Consider the following 16,856-nt stretch of genomic DNA (forward strand, 5'->3'; position numbering starts at 1 on the left):
CATATCCACCTATCAATTACAAAGTTAAGCTAAAGTAGGGGGTTAGGGCCATAACTGTATTGTTGCAGATGAGTTGCGCTATCTTAAATAAAATAAACAACAAACTTTATAAAAGAAATAATAGTAAATATCGCGTTAAGTTTATGTTATTTTACTATTAAAAAATATTATCTACATGATTAATTTGATTATTTATCAATTTATGAAATTTGCCTCTTTTAAGGATTACAGCTATATTTAGCCGGATTTATATGATTTTAATCAACATGAATTGGTATAATTACCTAATAAATAAACATTTTCATCCTGTATTTTATTAGGTACTTGAACGTGGATAATTTTAGTTAAAAAATCAATAGAGGATTAATCATGAATGAGCTGTTAACTCAAGCCCAATCTTTTGATATGCCAAATACGGCATTTATGTTACTGTGCTCAAGCTTAGTTATGCTAATGACTCCTGGATTAGCATTTTTCTATGGTGGCCTAGTTTCGAAAAAAAGCATTGTGACTATTATGTTTCAAAGTTTTGTTTCGATGGGGTGGGTGGCCATTTTATGGTTCATCGTCGGTTATTCGTTAAGTTTTGGTCCAACAACGAATGGAATTATTGGCGATCCAACAGCTTATTTTATGCTCAACAATATCAAACCTGATACTATGTATACTGGTAATACTGGCGGTATTCCTATCCTTGTGCATTTTGTTTACCAAATGATGTTTGCAATTATTACACCCGCATTAGTGACGGGGGCGTTTGCCAATCGTGTGAATTTTATCCCTTATTTGATTTTCTTAACATTTTGGACTTTATTCGTGTACTGCCCTTTTGTGCATATGATATGGAGTTCAGATGGTATATTAAATCAATGGGGCGTCGTTGATTTTGCTGGTGGTATTGTGGTTCATGCGACAGCAGGTTTAGCAGCCTTAGCCTCAGCCATTTATGTGGGACGCCGTGTTCTAATTAAAGACAAGTCCCATAATATTCCTTTTGTTGCATTAGGTGCCGGTTTGTTATGGTTTGGTTGGTATGGATTTAATGCGGGCTCAGAACTACAAGTCAATCCAATAACCGTATCTGCCTTTATTACGACAGATATCGCTGCGGCTTTTGCTGCAATTACTTGGATGATCATTGAAATCATTCATGTAGGTAAACCCAAACTTGTTGGCATATTAACCGGTGCAGTTGCCGGCTTAGCAACGATAACGCCTGCATCAGGTTATGTGTCGATTCAATCTGCGGCTATCATCGGTATTATTGCTAGCCTCGTCTGTTATTTTGCCGTATTGATTGTGCGTCGTTACTTAGATGATGCGTTAGATGTTTTTGGGGTGCACGGCATTGGTGGCATGGTTGGATCGATTTTAGTCGGGGTTTTTGCAGCAACGCTTTGGAATCATACCGGTCCATCTGGATTACTGGAAAGTGGTAGTTTTGTTCAAATCGGTAAACAACTTGTTGCCGTGGCTATTGCTGCCACTTGGTCATTTATCTTCACGATAGTTTTACTTTGGAGCATAAACAAAATCACGCCAGTTAGAGTAAATCAAGATCAAGAAGGAACCATTGATGATACCATCTTTGGTGAAAATGCTTATGAATAGTGATGCAAATCACTGCTATCAAAAAGCGTTCTATATTATGGGCGCTTTTTGTTATCATCCTCTTAAAATCATTACAATTTAATACGTTGTAATTATGTCCAGCACGAAGTAGACATATCACCCGGTCATCATTGCATTAAGCTAGTATAAGCTGAGCATGAATAACACAAATATAATACTAGTTTAGTTTCAAATCCAAGGCACAGATAACCCGACTTATGATGAGGGTAATGGGCTATTAGTTTGGTAAAACTAGCGTGAGTTAGATTTATGGAAAATATTTTTATAAATGATCTTGTGCCAATATTTTTTATTCTTTTTTTAGGCTATATTGCAGGAGGTCGTAGTAGTTTTACTGAAGAAAATGCGCAAGCATTTAATAAATTAGTTCTAGATTATGCACTGCCTGCGGCATTATTTATTTCGATTGCTAAAGCCGATCGAAAGATGCTTTTTGACGATATATCACTGACGATTGTCGGTACGTTGATTTTAATTGCAGGCTTTGCGCTCAGTTATGTTTGTAGTTTAACCCTTTTTAAGCATAATCGCGGTGAATCGTCGGTGGCTGCGATGATAGCCGGTTCACCAACGGTTGGAGTATTAGGTTTTGCAACGTTAAGTCCTATTTATGGCTCTGGCACGACAACCGGTTTAGTTGTTGCCATTATGGCAATCGCTCAACATGTGCTGGTTATTCCTTTTGGTGTATATTTACTGCATCCAAGCGATGAATTGGGGAATAAAAGGCACAATAATCCGGCTATTGCTGCTATCAAAGAGCCGATTGTTTTTGTCCCGTTGATAGCAATTGTATTGGTGCTTTTTGATATTAAATTTCCAGAACAATTAACGCCAAGTTTAGATCTGATTGCGTATGCCAAATCCGGTTTAGCAATATTTGCAGCAGGCGTTACTTTATCTTTACAGAAATTTGAATTCGATAGTGAGGTGATTTTTAATACAGTTTTAAAATTGATTTTAATGCCGGCTATGGCGTTGGTGATTGCAATCATTTTTGGTATTCATGGTGAAATATTACAAATGTTAATTTTAATCTCGGTACTTCCTCCGTCGTTTACGGGTACAATTATTGGTCATCGATATCAAATTTATGTCAAAACCGGTACCTCTTCTTTAGCAATGAGCATGATTTTTTTTATGGTTGCTGCACCACTTTGGATTATGATTGTGCGTTATATCTCACCATATTAATTTAGTCTGTAATAAAGTGGGTTATTATCTTTTTTATTTAAACTTTAATACACTAAATCGGATTTTTTTGTTTAATTTAAATCGAAAACTGCTTATTAATGAATCTATTTTAACTCCCGTTGGTTTTTGAGTCTCATCGTTATTTAACCCCTACCGACGTACTGTCAAATGTGGAATTAATCATTTAGCTGAAGTATTGAATCATATAATTTTCATTTATTTAACAATTTATTTACTCAATCATTAATTAATTAAATTAATTTTCATTATAGTATCAAATATTTTAAGTATTATGGAATACTTCTAAAACATAAACTCGACTATTATCAATGAGTAACAAAAATGTAAACCTACGGAGGACATTATGGAGCTAACCCCAAGAGAGATAGAAAAATTGATGCTGTATACACTGGCTGATGTTGCACTGAAGCGTAAAAATCGAGGTGTAAAATTAAATTACCCAGAATCAGTTGCTATTATTTCTGTCGCAGCCTTAGAAGGTGCTCGTGATGGAAAAACACTAGAAGATGTGATGGCGGAAGCAAGTAAAGTACTAACAAAAAATGACGTTATGGAAGGTATCGCTGATTTGATTGATAAAGTACAAGTTGAGGCGATTTTTACCGATGGCAGCCGTCTTGTCACGGTACATAACCCGATCAAATAAAATGGATCATTTATGCTATCAAAGAAACGATTGTACTGAGGAGACAAAATGAGTAAGACAAAACCAACGACTCCATTGGGTGGTGTTATTTTAGCAAAGACCCCAATTGAATTTAATACCGATAAATCTGAAATCAAAATTAAAGTACGTAATACCGGCGATAGACCTGTCCAAGTTGGTTCGCATTTCCATTTTTTTGAAGCAAACAATGCACTTGAGTTTGATCGTAATGCCGCTTATGGCAAACGGTTAAATATCACTGCAACGACGGCAATACGTTTTGAACCTGGTGATGAAATTGAAGTGTCGCTTATTCCTTATGGGGGGAAACAAACCGTCTATGGTTTTAATAACTTAGTTGATGGTTGGACAGGGAATAATGGTAGTGGTAAGCAACGTCCAGAGCAAGATATAGCACTTGAAAATGCAGTTAAACAAGGTTTTAAACATAAAGCATCGTAAGCGTTACATGGTAAATCGGTAATAATTTATGTTGAATGACAGAAGGAATGAATAAATGCCTCAAATCTCAAGAAAAGAATATTGCGGACTATTTGGTCCAACAGTGGGTGATAAAATTCGCCTTGGTGATACAGATCTTTATGTAGAAATTGAAAAAGATCTACGTGGTTATGGTGAAGAGTCTGTTTATGGCGGTGGTAAATCATTGCGTGATGGTATGGGCGCAAATAACACACTAACAAGTGATAATGGTATACTCGATCTTGTTATTACCAATGTCACCATTGTTGATGCCAAACTCGGGGTTATCAAAGCTGATGTGGGTGTGAAAAATGGTAAAATTGTTGGTGTTGGTAAAAGTGGTAATCCTAATATACAAGACAATATCACACCAGGTATGGTTGTAGGTGTTGCAACTGATGCGATTTCAGGTGAACATCTTATTTTAACTGCAGCCGGTATTGACACCCATATTCATTTAATTTCTCCAGAGCAGGCTTATGCCGCGCTGTCAAATGGTGTCACAACCTTCTTTGGTGGTGGTGTGGGGCCAACCGATGGCACAAATGGTACAACCGTAACAGCTGGACCACAAAATATTCGTGCCATGTTACGTTCATTTGAAAATCTACCCGTTAATATTGGTTTACTTGGCAAGGGAAATTCCTTTACGCGTAATCCACTCGCGGAGCAAATTATTGCGGGTGTTGCTGGTTTAAAAGTTCATGAAGACTGGGGCGCCACGCGCAATGCGATTCGCTATGCGTTACGGGTTGCGGATGAATTTGATATCCAAGTTGCTGTTCACACTGACAGCTTGAATGAAGGTGGCTACGTTGAAAATACCATCGAAGCATTTGAAGGCCGTACTATCCATACTTTCCATACTGAAGGTGCGGGAGGTGGGCATGCTCCTGATATTATTCGCGTTGCCAGCCAAGCTAATGTTCTACCGAGTTCAACTAACCCAACACTCCCTTTTGGCATAAATAGTCAGGCAGAGTTATTTGATATGATTATGGTGTGTCATAACCTCAATCCGAATGTGCCAGCGGACGTTTCATTTGCTGAAAGCCGGGTAAGATCAGAAACTATTGCTGCTGAAAATGTTCTCCATGATATGGGCGTGATTTCAATGTTCTCCAGTGACTCTCAAGCAATGGGGCGAGTTGGAGAAAACTGGCTGCGTACCATACAAACGGCTAATGCAATGAAAGCCGCTAGAGGTAAATTACCTGAAGATGCCGAAGGTAATGATAACTTTCGTGTTTTACGTTATGTTGCTAAAATCACCATTAACCCTGCTATAGCACAAGGTATTAGCCATGTACTTGGCTCAGTTGAAGTTGGAAAAATGGCTGATTTAGTCCTATGGGATCCGCGTTTCTTTGGTGCTAAACCGAAAATGATTATAAAAGGCGGTATTATCAACTGGGCGGCAATGGGCGATCCGAATGCTTCATTACCGACGCCACAGCCCGTTTTCTATCGTCCGATGTTTGGCGCATTTGGTAAAACGGTTCAAGATACCTGTGTTACATTTGTATCTCAAGCCGCTTTAGATGATGGTGTGAAGGAAAAAGCGGGATTAGAACGCCAAGTGATTGCCGTAAATAACTGTCGTGCTATTGGTAAAAAAGATTTAGTGCGTAATAGTGAAACACCAAACATCGAGGTAGACCCTGAAACCTTTGCGGTTAAAGTTAATGGTGAACATGCAACATGCAAGCCTATTACAACAGCCTCAATGAACCAACGTTATTTCTTTAGCTAATTTTGCTGTATTTTTAGCATCTATTATTAATGATAGATTAATAGGTGCTAAATAATCAGTACATCAGCGCGATTAACTCAACAAAAGGACAATAATATGATCATTGTTGAACATATTTTAGGTAATATTGCGAAAGATCATCAATGGCAAGAAAAGCTCGCCAACGCGAAAATTGATGTGTTAATTCTTGATCAATGGGAAGCACAAAAAAGTCGTTGTCGAAAAAATACTCAAAATGGCGTGGATATTGGCATATCACTTGAACGCAATGTGCTATTAAGTGATGGTGATATCATTTTCTTCGATGAAACAACGAACAGCGCGACTATCGTCGAAATTACCTTGCGCGATATCATGGTGATTAATTTACAGAGTTTAAAAACAGGTAGCCCTGAACAGCAGATCCGCAAGAGTTTTGAATTAGGCCATGCCTTGGGTAATCAACATTGGAAAGCGGTAATCAAAGATAACCATGTTTATGTTCCTTTGACGGTGAATGAAAAAGTGATGAGCTCAGTAATGAAAACACATGGTTTTAGTCAAGATACTTATCAGTTTGTCAAAGGCGCCACCGTACTAGATAAATTAACAAACTCTGAGTCACGTCTATTATTTGGTGGCGCTGAGGATTCTGATGTGCATGTCCATGTTGAACATCATCACGATCATAAACACGAGCATTCACATGATCACCATCACGCTCATGACCACGGGCATCATCATAAACATTAAATGATAATTTGACAGGGTGATATAAGGTGAAGGCATCAGAATTAATTAGAATAATGCAGTTTGGTGATTCAGCCCTCCCTATTGGGGCATTTACTTTTTCAAATGGTGTTGAATCAGCGATTCAAAGTGGCGTAGTTCATAATCCTGAGACCTTAAAAGGATTTATTAGAACATCGCTAAAACAAGCTGCATCTTGTGATGGTATTGCGGTTGTTGCCGCTCATCGCGCGGTGTTGGCCGATGATCGAGCAAAAATTATTGCTATTGACTGGGCGGTTAATAATCGTAAGTTAAATGAAGAAGCTCGGTTAATGGCCTGCCGAATGGGTAAAAAGTTTGCCGAACTTTCTGTTCATATTATGGATGATGAATGGTTAAATTGGTGGTTATCACAAATTAAAGCTGACGTCACACCAGGCACTCAGCCTGTTGCCCAAGCGATGGTGATGGCGATTCAAGGGATCGCGGAACGTGAAGTGGTTGTTATGCATCAATATGGTATTGCAATGACGATTTTAAGTGCCGCTATGCGTTTAATGCGCATAACCCACTTCGAGACGCAGCAGATTTTATTTGAACTCAACCAAGAAATTGAATCATTTTGTGATATTGCCGGCAGTGGCAACATTAATGAAATGTCGTCTTACACACCGATTATGGATGTGCTTGCGGCCATGCACACTAAATCGTTTGTACGTTTATTTATGAATTAATACAGAATAATGGCTAAATGGAGAAAATAACATGAAAAAAATCACCCGAATCGGTATTGGTGGACCGGTTGGTTCAGGTAAAACAGCAATTATCGAGGTCATTACCCCTATTTTAATTGAGCGTGGTATCAAACCATTGATTATCACCAATGATATTGTGACGACAGAAGATGCGAAACAAGTTAAGCGAACACTAAAAGGAATTTTAGACGAAGAGAAAATTATCGGGGTTGAAACTGGCGCGTGTCCTCATACGGCTGTGCGAGAGGATCCAAGCATGAATATCGCCGCAGTTGAAGATATGGAAGCGCGTTTTCCTGATAGTGATGTAGTTATGATTGAAAGCGGTGGCGATAATTTAACCCTGACATTTAGCCCAGCGTTAGCGGATTTTTATATTTATGTCATTGATGTGGCTGAAGGTGAAAAAATACCAAGAAAAAATGGACCGGGTTTAGTGCAAGCCGATATTTTAGTCATCAACAAAATTGATTTAGCGCCTTATGTCGGTGCCAGCCTAGCGGTGATGGAAAGTGATACCAAAGTAGTACGCGGTAACCGGCCGTATATATTGACCAACTGTAAAACGGGCGAAGGTGTAAAAGAACTCGTCGATATGATCATGGATAAATTCTTATTTACTCATTCACCACAAGGAAATCATGCATGAATAATCTAAGGGAAGAGATCAAAAACACGCCTAGCCGTGTTTATGCTCATACTTTAGGTCAAAATGCGCCTGAGATGGCTTGTTATCAAAATGAACCCATCCAAATGCAAAGTGGCGATATTGGTAAAAGTGGCTATTTAAAACTACGTTTTGCTAAAGGTGAGTATCGAAGTGAACTGGTCGAGATGGAACGGCGAGTTCCTTCGCTCGTCCAAAAAGCCTTATACTGGGATGAGGAAATGCCGCAATTACCCTGCGTAACCATGATTTCAACATCAGGTTGCCTATTACAAGGTGATAGACAGGCACTCGATGTGATTGTTGAAAAGGATGCTTGTGCGCATATCACGACCCAGTCTGCCACAAAAATTCACATGATGAATGCCAATTATGCTTCACAAGTACAACAAATTGATGTGGCTGAAAATGGTTATTTAGAGTTAATTCCTGATCCCATTATTCCACACCGTGATTCACGCTTTATTACCGATACCTTGATTAAATTACATCCAAGTGCAACGGTTATTTATAGTGAGATATTGCAATCCGGTCGTAAATATCATCACCAAGATGAGTTATTTGGTTTCGATATTTTCTCGTCCCGTATTAGGGCCGAGTATCAAACAGAGGGTGAACACAATGGCAAAGAATTATTTGTTGAAAAATATATTCTGGAGCCGAAAAAAAATGAATTAATGGCGGTTGGCGTAATGGAGTCTTTTGATGTATTTGGTAACGTAATCCTACTGACGCCGAAACAATATCATCAAGCTATTTTAGAACGTTTAGACGCTAAATATGATGTTAGTCAGCAGATTGCTTATGGTGCAACGCAACTGCCTAATGAAAGTGGCATCATTTTTAAGGTATTGAGCGTGGATAGTCCCAACGCCAAAAAGGCGATTCGACATTTTTGGCAAATCGTCAGGGAAGAGATTTTGGGAATATCACTGCAAAAACCGTTTTTGTGGAAATAGATCGTATGCACTAACAAACGTTAGCGATGATGATCAATTTGGGAGAAAAGAGTCATGTTATGTACAACGATGAGTAAACGTTGGAATGATCTTGCTGAACATCATATTGTAATTCAATTTATTGATGTCACCTTAAGAGGCTGCGGGCAGGTAATGTTCCAAAATAATCCTTTAACTGGGCTGTTATTTTTTATCGCCATTTTTTTAGGGGGATATTTTGAAAATTTACCGGTGATTGGTTTTGCCAGTTTATTTGCAACGGTGCTCGCCACTCTAACAGCCTACGTGAGTAAAATTGATACGTCTTCGTTACGTGCTGGTTTATATGGTTATAATGCATGCTTGGTGGGAGTTGCCTTACCGACATTTTTAGAAAATACACCGATGTTATGGTTCAGTATCGCATTAGCAAGTATTGTTTCTGTTATCGCGACGATCTCGTTAGCTAACTTTCTTAAAAATTGGAAAGTTGCGGCGTTAACGGCGCCGTTCGTCTTAGTGACTTGGACGATTTTATTAGCCAGTTATGCCTTTTTTTCAATAAAAGGAATTGCGCTACCTAAACCTTTATTACCAAATCAATATGTTGATAATTCAGCACAATCAATTGATTATATTCAACAGCTTACACCAGATATGTTTCGCGGTATATCTGAGGTTTTTCTTTTTAGTAATATTATTATCGGGATTATTTTTCTTATTGGTTTGGCCGTAAATTCAATTTGGTCAGCAATTTTTGCTGTTATTGGATCGCTGTTAGCTTATGCAACGGCTTCATTATTACAAGCCAATTCCATATATGTACATACCGGATTATATTCATTTAGTGCGGTATTAACTGCGATTGCTTTAGGCTCTACATTTAATAAACCCACATTACGCGTTGCTCTCTATACCGTGATTGGTGTTATTTTTACTGTATTTGTTCAAGGCGCACTTGATGTGGCATTAGTACCAATTGGCATTCCAACCTTAACGATGCCTTTTGTGCTGGCTACATGGTTATTCTTAGTACCTAATCAAGATCTAATGCCCGATGAGCGCCAATAATATCATGAATATCATTTAGGAGATTAAAATGGATTTAACCCCAAATAACGATGCACTTCTTAACTCAGTGACTGATTATTGGAATAACCGTGCTGAGGGCTATAGTGAGTCAAATATTGCTGAGCTAAATAGCCATAAACGCGACATTTGGTTAAATATCATATTAAATTTAGCCCCCAAAAAGCCGGTACTGCGAGTGCTTGATATTGGTACTGGACCGGGTTTTTTTGCCATTATTTTAGCGAAGGCTGGCCACAATGTCACGGCGGTTGATGCCACTTTGGCGATGTTAAACCAAGCTGAAGCAAATGCTACGCAGCAAGATGTTAAGATTCAATTTGTGCAATCTGATGTGCATCACTTACCTTTTGACGATAATCAGTTTGATCTGATTGTGAGCCGTAATGTAACTTGGAATTTAAAAGATCCGCTGCAAGCCTATCAAGAGTGGTATCGAGTATTAGATGTCAATGGTAGAATGATTACTTTTGATGCTAATTGGTATTTGCATTTGTTTAATGAACATTTTATGCGAGGTTTTAAACAAGATCGCCTTAATACACAACAACATAACGTCAATGATCATTATGTTAACACCGATACAAAAGCGATGGAAGCGATTGCCCGCCAATTACCATTTAGTCAGCAATTGCGTCCACAATGGGATGCGAAGGCCTTACTTGATATTGGTTTTGATCAATTATTGATTGATAAAAATATCAGTGAACAGGTGTGGGACACGGAGGAAAAAATTAACTATGGTTCAACCCCAATGTTTGTGATAACCGCCCAAAAATAAGCGTAGGATAGCGAAGCAAATATGACTAAGATTTTTTTATCATTCGTGGCAGCATTAGCTTTATTTAGTAGCTGCGTGAATGCTGATCAAGGTAATAATGAGCTGGATTATGCCAGTACAAAAGATATCCTTGATATTAATCCTCATCTATATTTGGGGGAAATGGCCGCACAAAATATGGTTTTTGAACCGCTTGTTGTTAATACCGAGCGTGGTATTGAGCCTTGCCTTGCAACGCATTGGGATATTTCGCCAGATGGTAAGCATTACACGTTTTATTTACGTGATAATGTCTATTTTAATGATGGTGAAAAGTTTGATGCCAAGGCCGTTAAACTCAATATGCAAGCGATACTGGCAAATAAAGATCGTCATGCTTGGATGGGCTTGGTTAATGAAATTGAGCAAGTGAATATTATTGATAATATGACGGTTGAATTGGTATTACATCACGCTTATTACCCGACCTTGACGGAACTTGGTGTGACTCGGCCATTTCGTTTTATCTCGCCGAAGGCCTTTATCAATGGTGAAACCAAAAATGGGGTAAGCAGTTATGCCGGCACGGGACCTTGGGTATTAACAGAGCATAAAAAAAACCAATATGCTCGATTTGAAGTCAATCCTCATTATTGGGGCAACAAGCCCGCATTAAATGCGGTAGTCTGGCAGGTGATCCCCGATAGACAAACCATGTTATTTGCCTTAAAAAAAGGTGATATTCAAATGATATTTGGTGCTGATGGTGATATGACTGATATGGACAGTTATCAAGCCTTAACCGACAATCATCAATTTGTGGCGCGCATGAGTGATCCAATTGCGTCTAGAGCCGTTGTGCTAAATAGCCGCCGGCCAATTACTCACGATATCAATGTGCGCCAAGCATTAGAATATGCAGTTGATAAAGAAGGCATTGTGAGCGCTGTGTTAAATGGCTCTGAGACCTTAGCCAATACGTTAATGTCACCTTCTGCACCTTATAGTAATATCGCGGTTAAGACCTACTCATTTGATCCGGAAAAAGCGCGTCATTTACTCGATGACGCCGGGTGGTTATTACCCGTTGGACGATCTATTCGAGAAAAGAACGGACAATCCTTAACACTGATTTTCTCTTATGATACGAGTAATGCCGCAGAAAAAGAGATCGCTGAATTAATACAAGATAATTTTAAGGATGTCGGCGTCGATTTGCGTTTAGTTGGTGAGGAAAAGCAAGCTTACTTGGATCGCCAAAAGCGTGGCGATTTTGATTTACAATATTCTCTCTCTTGGGGGAAACCTTATGATCCTGCGTCGTTTGTTTCCTCATTTAGAGTACCTGCTCATGCGGATTATCAAGCGCAATTAGGCTTAGAGGATAAAGTGCAACTCGATCAGATGATTGGTGAACTGCTGATTACCAATGATGAGCAAACGCGGCAAAATAGGTATACTCAGCTGTTCCAACGTTTAGCAAATGCCGCAATTTATATCCCGATATCTTATTCTCGAACGAAAGTCATTTATCGTCACGAAATTGGCGGCGTTGATTTTAATGTATCACAATATGAAATTCCTTTTGAAAAAATGTATTTTAAATCACCTTAATTTGGCTAATCAATTAGTGCTTACCAAGTCGCGGATAAATTTTTGTATGTGAGGGCATATAATGAGACGTTATATAATATACCGGTTATTGATGATGATACCCTTGATGTTAATCATCTCATTTATCGCCTTTGTGCTTCTTAATTTAATTCCATCTGATCCTGCAGAAGTGGCGCTGCGCGTGGGAAAAATCGTCCCAACTAGTGACGCTATCACTTTAGTGCGTCATGAACTTGGTTTAGACCAACCTTTTTTTATCCGTTATTTAACATGGCTTTGGCAGATTTTGCATTTAGATTTTGGTCAATCATTTTCGTTAAGAACGCCGGTACTCGACGAAATTATGCATGCGTTACCCGCTACGTTATATTTATCTTTGGTAACCTTATTGATCAGTTCATTTGTGGCTTTTTCCTTAGCGTTACTGTGTGTGATAAATAAAAAGGGGTGGATTGATCAACTATTACGCAGTGTGATTTTTTTATTCATTGCCTTACCTGATTACTGGCTGGCACTATTATTGATTTGGCTGTTTGCGGTGCAATTTGATCTGTTGCCGGTGAGCGGAATGCGAGAGGCTAAATCGGTTATTTTACCTGCCGTCACATTATCATTAGGGTATATCGGTATTTACCTGCGGTTAATTCGTGGGGCAATGTTGACTGAGCTGCAACAACCTTATGTTTTTTATGCTAAAGCTAGAGGTTTATCACAATGGCAAATTATTCGTAAGCACGTATTACGTAATGCGTTTCATACCTCACTTATTAGTCTTGGAATGAGCATTCCGACTTTAATTGCTGGCACAGCAGTGATTGAAAATGTGTTTGCTTGGCCTGGCATTGGCCGACTGTGTATTAATGCGATATTTAGTCGGGATTATCCGATGATTCAAGCCTATATTTTATTAATTGCACTCTTATTTTTAGTGTTTAATTTTGTCATTGATATATTACAAATGAAGCTAGATCCAAGATTAAAGAGACATTAATGATGATGCGACTATTTTACTATCGGCTCAAACAAGATCGCTTTGCCCAGATCTGCTTTGCGATTTTACTGTTGGTATTATTAGCGGGAATATTTGCACCATTGATTGCTTTTCACGATCCCAATGTTGCTTCACCCCGCATAAAATATCAAATGATGAGTCTGACTTATCCACTCGGTACCGACTACCTAGGGCGATGCGTTTTTTCTCGATTAATTTATGGTATTCGAACCACCATCTTTTATGCTTTACTGGCCATGTTATTAACCATTACTTTTGGTGCCGTTATGGGTATGATTGCCGGTTTTTATCGCGGCAAAGTGGATAGTATTATTATGCGGCTATGCGATATGCTGCTATCTTATCCTGAAGTCGTGATGATTCTGGCTATTGTCGGCGTGCTAGGCCCCAGCATTGGAAATATTCTTGTTGCTATTGTGCTGGTAAAATGGGCTTGGTATGCGCGAATGATTCGTGGCGCTGTTTTGCAATATACCCATCAAAATTATATTCGTTACGCGCAAATTATTGGCGCTAAAAACAGTTATATTTTATACCGTCACCTGCTACCAATGACCGCAGCAGATATGATGATTCTGGCTTCGACCAATATAGGAACGATTATTTTGACTATTTCTGCGCTATCATTTTTGGGATTAGGTATTCAGCCCCCTGTTGCCGAATGGGGAAGCATGCTGAGCATGGCAAAACAGGTGATGTTATCTCACCCCGAGCAGATGCTACCAGCAGGTATTGCTATTACTTTAGTGGTTATTGCCTTTAATGGCCTGGGGGATTTTTTGCGTGATGTGTTTGATCCGATGAATCGTTTTGATAATACGGTACCACTCGGTGACCACCATGAGTGATAATCCCATCTTAAATATTGTCGATTTAAGCGTTATCGATACGTTAAATCAACATCCACTGATAAATCATCTTTCAATGGCGATTTATCCCCACCGTTCGCTGGCAATTGTTGGTGAAAGTGGTAGTGGTAAAAGTCTTCTGGCCAAAGCGATTGTGGGATTGCTACCATCTTCATTAAGTGCACAAGGTGATATTTTTTTTCATGATAAGCGATTGTCCGATCTCAGTGCAAAGCAGTGGCAACAGATGAGAGGTCGGAAAATAAGCCTAGTGGTACAAAATGCCATGAGTGCCTTTGATCCCTTAATGACGATTGGTCATCAATTTGATGAAACCTTAAATACCCATTTTTCTTTATCAGTCGTGCAGCGGCAACAACGCATTATGGCCAGTTTAGATAAAGTGAAATTATTGCAAGTCCATAATTTACTCAACAGTTATCCGCATCAATTAAGTGGCGGACAACTACAGCGCGTCATGATTGCCATTGCTTTAGCCTTAGAACCTGACATTATTATTGCTGATGAACCGACAACTGCCTTAGATGCCATTACGCAGTTCGAAGTCATGCAAGCCTTTACGGCTTTAATTGATGAGAACAAAGCCACATTGATTTTTATTACACATGATCTGGGATTAGTTAAAGGAATTGCTGATGATATTGCTGTGATGAAAAACGGTGAAATCATCGAATTTAATAACAAAGCAGCCTTGTTATCAGCACCTAAGCACCCTTATACACAGTTTTTACTCGCAACTCGCCAAAAATTAACCGAGAGATTTGATAAAATTAGAGGAAATCATGTTATTAAGTGTTGAGCATGTCAGTAAATCTTTTAGTCATAAGCACGCTTTTTCTGCCAGTCACCGTCATCTTATTATTGATGATGTCTCTTTTCAGTTAGCGCAAGGGGAAAGTATCGGCTTGTTGGGTGAAAGTGGCAGTGGTAAAAGTACGTTAGCTAATCTTATTTGCGGACTTGAATATCCCGATAGCGGTCAAATTCTGATTAATGGTCAATCAACAACAGATAAGAAAAGTGGCAAAAAACCGCTCAGCATTGTGTTTCAAGATTATACGACGTCAATCAATCCAACCATGAATGTTAAACAAGTTATTGCTGAGTCATTATTACTCGGTGGATATATTCCACGTGCACAGCTACAAGATCAGGTCAGTGCTTTGCTTGATAGAGTGGGTTTATCACCTAAATTAATGAATCGCTATATTCATGAACTTTCTGGTGGGCAAGCACAGCGCGTGTGTATTAGCCGTGCCCTTGCAACGTGTCCCTCCTTAATTGTGCTTGATGAACCGGTGAGTTCACTTGATGTACCTACCCAAGTGAAGATCCTCGATCTGCTCGAAAAACTCAAAGATGATCTGCAACTCAGCTATTTTTTTATTACCCATGATTTGCAATTGGTCTGTTATTTTTGCGAAAGCGTGTTATTTTTTCAACAGAAAACTATTGTGGAAAGGTGCCAAACAGCTGATATTGCCAAGGTTAAACATCCTTATGCCCAATCCTTACTCAATGCAGTGATATAATCAAAACGTTAGCTGATTGCACCGGATTATTCGTTGTATATTCAACATTATCATCGATAACATGCGCCATCACCGTGACACCGTATCGCTTTCGGTACACACTATGATAAATCAACATTACTTTAGTTAAGCATTTTTTACACATAGATAACGACAACGTTAGAACACATCGCTCAGGCACAGTAAGATAATACTTAAGGCAATATTTTAATATCTGGAATGTCCACACTTTTTAGTACCAAAAAGATAAGGTCATCGATTTTGTTTGTATTCAATCGGTGACTGATAATTTAATGTTGAATGAAGCCGATTATAATTAAACCAATCGACATAGTGATTAAATTTTAATTTAAGCTGCTCCAATGTATTAAATACCGAGTTTGACACAAACTCTGTTTTCACCGCTTTGAACGTTGTTTCAGCTACTGCATTATCATACGGGCAACCTTTGCGACTTAACGAACGTTTAATACCAAACTCGGTTAAACACTCATCAATCAGATGATTATCAAACTCTTTTCCTCTATCCGAATGAAAAAAATCAATAGACGGTAAGTTCATCAGAATTTGACTGATAGCTTGCATGACCAATGCCGATGTTTTATGCCTACCAGCACTTCGCCCAACGATTTCTCGATTACTGATGTCAACAATCACACAAAGGTAGTGCCAATGCTGTTTAACTCTGACGTAGGTTAAATCTGTCACCAATATTTTTCGTTCTTGCCCTATTTCAAACTCACGATTCAGTTCGTTACCCACACTCGATTCATTGCTTTTTTCAACATGAACACGGTATTTTTTGTAGGTGTATTTTGATACCCAGCCATTTTTCGCCATTATCCGACCTATTCGCCGGCGGGATACGGCTATACCTTGCTTGCTAAGCGCTGCTTTCATGCGCCTTGTACCATAGGCTTGATAATTATCATTAAAGATTTTTCCCACTATTTCATTGAGCACGATATCTTGTCGTTGCTGGGGGAATTGCCGTTGATAATAGAAACGATTTCTTGCTATGTTTAAGCACCGACATAATGCACGTAAAGGGGATCGATGCTGATTGTCTGCAATTAACTTGATTTTCGTCCCATTATCAACGCTGCTTGCTTTAGGATATCATTCTCCATTAACAAGCGTTTGTTCTCTTTGCGTAGGGCGATAAGCTCGTTCTCTTCAG

Annotated in this window: 17 protein-coding genes; 16 read left to right on the forward strand and 1 reads right to left on the reverse strand. The window is 38.9% G+C overall.

The window, feature by feature from the left end; translation table 11 throughout:
• Positions 1 to 369: 369 nt before the first annotated feature.
• The 16 genes from DES39_RS03235 (at position 370) to DES39_RS03310 (ending at position 15,676) form a co-directional block, all read left to right on the forward strand.
• Positions 370 to 1,611: an ammonium transporter gene (locus tag DES39_RS03235; protein ID WP_170143325.1), complete on the forward strand. Its 1,242-nt coding sequence runs from the start codon at positions 370 to 372 to the stop codon at positions 1,609 to 1,611.
• A gap of 270 nt (positions 1,612 to 1,881) precedes the next feature.
• Entirely contained in the window at positions 1,882 to 2,826 is a 945-nt protein-coding gene (locus DES39_RS03240) for an AEC family transporter (protein ID WP_121144317.1), read from the forward strand.
• A 364-nt stretch (positions 2,827 to 3,190) separates the two neighbouring features.
• Positions 3,191 to 3,493 carry an urease subunit gamma gene (locus DES39_RS03245; RefSeq protein ID WP_121144318.1) on the forward strand — a complete coding sequence of 101 codons (303 nt, stop codon included), beginning with the start codon at positions 3,191 to 3,193 and terminating at the stop codon, positions 3,491 to 3,493.
• A 48-nt stretch (positions 3,494 to 3,541) separates the two neighbouring features.
• Complete coding sequence (locus tag DES39_RS03250) at positions 3,542 to 3,955, forward strand: urease subunit beta (RefSeq protein ID WP_121144319.1); 414 nt, start codon at positions 3,542 to 3,544, stop codon at positions 3,953 to 3,955.
• A gap of 55 nt (positions 3,956 to 4,010) precedes the next feature.
• Positions 4,011 to 5,729, forward strand: a complete 1,719-nt coding sequence (locus DES39_RS03255; protein WP_121144320.1) for an urease subunit alpha — start codon at positions 4,011 to 4,013, stop codon at positions 5,727 to 5,729.
• A 96-nt stretch (positions 5,730 to 5,825) separates the two neighbouring features.
• Positions 5,826 to 6,461, forward strand: coding sequence for an urease accessory protein UreE (locus DES39_RS03260; RefSeq protein WP_121144321.1), 636 nt, complete (start codon positions 5,826 to 5,828; stop codon positions 6,459 to 6,461).
• A 26-nt stretch (positions 6,462 to 6,487) separates the two neighbouring features.
• Positions 6,488 to 7,174 carry an urease accessory protein UreF gene (locus tag DES39_RS03265; RefSeq protein WP_121144322.1) on the forward strand — a complete coding sequence of 229 codons (687 nt, stop codon included), beginning with the start codon at positions 6,488 to 6,490 and terminating at the stop codon, positions 7,172 to 7,174.
• A 31-nt stretch (positions 7,175 to 7,205) separates the two neighbouring features.
• Positions 7,206 to 7,844: an urease accessory protein UreG gene (gene ureG / locus DES39_RS03270; protein WP_121144323.1), complete on the forward strand. Its 639-nt coding sequence runs from the start codon at positions 7,206 to 7,208 to the stop codon at positions 7,842 to 7,844.
• On the forward strand, positions 7,841 to 8,821 hold the full coding sequence (locus tag DES39_RS03275; protein WP_121144324.1) for an urease accessory protein UreD: 981 nt from the start codon (positions 7,841 to 7,843) through the stop codon (positions 8,819 to 8,821). The genes ureG and DES39_RS03275 overlap by 4 nt, the downstream gene beginning before the upstream one ends.
• A gap of 54 nt (positions 8,822 to 8,875) precedes the next feature.
• Positions 8,876 to 9,871 carry an urea transporter gene (gene yut, locus DES39_RS03280; RefSeq protein WP_121144325.1) on the forward strand — a complete coding sequence of 332 codons (996 nt, stop codon included), beginning with the start codon at positions 8,876 to 8,878 and terminating at the stop codon, positions 9,869 to 9,871.
• A 28-nt stretch (positions 9,872 to 9,899) separates the two neighbouring features.
• Complete coding sequence (locus tag DES39_RS03285) at positions 9,900 to 10,670, forward strand: class I SAM-dependent methyltransferase (protein ID WP_121144326.1); 771 nt, start codon at positions 9,900 to 9,902, stop codon at positions 10,668 to 10,670.
• Between the two features lie 21 nt (positions 10,671 to 10,691).
• Entirely contained in the window at positions 10,692 to 12,263 is a 1,572-nt protein-coding gene (gene nikA, locus DES39_RS03290) for a nickel ABC transporter substrate-binding protein (protein ID WP_121144327.1), read from the forward strand.
• 61 nt (positions 12,264 to 12,324) lie between these two features.
• Entirely contained in the window at positions 12,325 to 13,254 is a 930-nt protein-coding gene (gene opp1B / locus DES39_RS03295) for a nickel/cobalt ABC transporter permease (protein ID WP_121144328.1), read from the forward strand.
• A gap of 2 nt (positions 13,255 to 13,256) precedes the next feature.
• Positions 13,257 to 14,123, forward strand: a complete 867-nt coding sequence (gene opp1C, locus DES39_RS03300; protein ID WP_121144772.1) for a nickel/cobalt ABC transporter permease — start codon at positions 13,257 to 13,259, stop codon at positions 14,121 to 14,123.
• Positions 14,116 to 14,943: an ABC transporter ATP-binding protein gene (locus DES39_RS03305; protein WP_121144329.1), complete on the forward strand. Its 828-nt coding sequence runs from the start codon at positions 14,116 to 14,118 to the stop codon at positions 14,941 to 14,943. Before opp1C ends, DES39_RS03305 begins: the two co-directional genes overlap by 8 nt.
• Positions 14,927 to 15,676, forward strand: a complete 750-nt coding sequence (locus tag DES39_RS03310; protein WP_121144330.1) for an ABC transporter ATP-binding protein — start codon at positions 14,927 to 14,929, stop codon at positions 15,674 to 15,676. The genes DES39_RS03305 and DES39_RS03310 overlap by 17 nt, the downstream gene beginning before the upstream one ends.
• A gap of 252 nt (positions 15,677 to 15,928) precedes the next feature.
• Here the strand turns inward: DES39_RS03310 and DES39_RS03315 are convergent, their stop codons facing one another.
• Entirely contained in the window at positions 15,929 to 16,759 is an 831-nt protein-coding gene (locus DES39_RS03315) for an IS3 family transposase (RefSeq protein WP_281271068.1), read from the reverse strand.
• Between the last annotated feature and the right edge of the window lie 97 nt (positions 16,760 to 16,856).

Origin of the sequence: Orbus hercynius, assembly GCF_003634275.1 — a bacterium.
GTDB lineage: Bacteria > Pseudomonadota > Gammaproteobacteria > Enterobacterales > Orbaceae > Orbus > Orbus hercynius.

Excerpts from the sequence above, each read along its gene's own strand:
- DES39_RS03235 (WP_170143325.1), top strand. The coding sequence starts at position 370 with ATGAATGAGCTGTTAACTCAAGCCCAATCTTTTGATATGCCAAATACG.
- DES39_RS03240 (WP_121144317.1), top strand. The coding sequence starts at position 1,882 with ATGGAAAATATTTTTATAAATGATCTTGTGCCAATATTTTTTATTCTT.
- DES39_RS03245 (WP_121144318.1), top strand. The coding sequence starts at position 3,191 with ATGGAGCTAACCCCAAGAGAGATAGAAAAATTGATGCTGTATACACTG.
- DES39_RS03250 (WP_121144319.1), top strand. The coding sequence starts at position 3,542 with ATGAGTAAGACAAAACCAACGACTCCATTGGGTGGTGTTATTTTAGCA.
- DES39_RS03255 (WP_121144320.1), top strand. The coding sequence starts at position 4,011 with ATGCCTCAAATCTCAAGAAAAGAATATTGCGGACTATTTGGTCCAACA.
- DES39_RS03260 (WP_121144321.1), top strand. The coding sequence starts at position 5,826 with ATGATCATTGTTGAACATATTTTAGGTAATATTGCGAAAGATCATCAA.
- ureG (WP_121144323.1), top strand. The coding sequence starts at position 7,206 with ATGAAAAAAATCACCCGAATCGGTATTGGTGGACCGGTTGGTTCAGGT.
- DES39_RS03275 (WP_121144324.1), top strand. The coding sequence starts at position 7,841 with ATGAATAATCTAAGGGAAGAGATCAAAAACACGCCTAGCCGTGTTTAT.
- yut (WP_121144325.1), top strand. The coding sequence starts at position 8,876 with ATGTTATGTACAACGATGAGTAAACGTTGGAATGATCTTGCTGAACAT.
- DES39_RS03285 (WP_121144326.1), top strand. The coding sequence starts at position 9,900 with ATGGATTTAACCCCAAATAACGATGCACTTCTTAACTCAGTGACTGAT.
- nikA (WP_121144327.1), top strand. The coding sequence starts at position 10,692 with ATGACTAAGATTTTTTTATCATTCGTGGCAGCATTAGCTTTATTTAGT.
- opp1B (WP_121144328.1), top strand. The coding sequence starts at position 12,325 with ATGAGACGTTATATAATATACCGGTTATTGATGATGATACCCTTGATG.
- opp1C (WP_121144772.1), top strand. The coding sequence starts at position 13,257 with ATGATGCGACTATTTTACTATCGGCTCAAACAAGATCGCTTTGCCCAG.
- DES39_RS03305 (WP_121144329.1), top strand. The coding sequence starts at position 14,116 with ATGAGTGATAATCCCATCTTAAATATTGTCGATTTAAGCGTTATCGAT.
- DES39_RS03310 (WP_121144330.1), top strand. The coding sequence starts at position 14,927 with ATGTTATTAAGTGTTGAGCATGTCAGTAAATCTTTTAGTCATAAGCAC.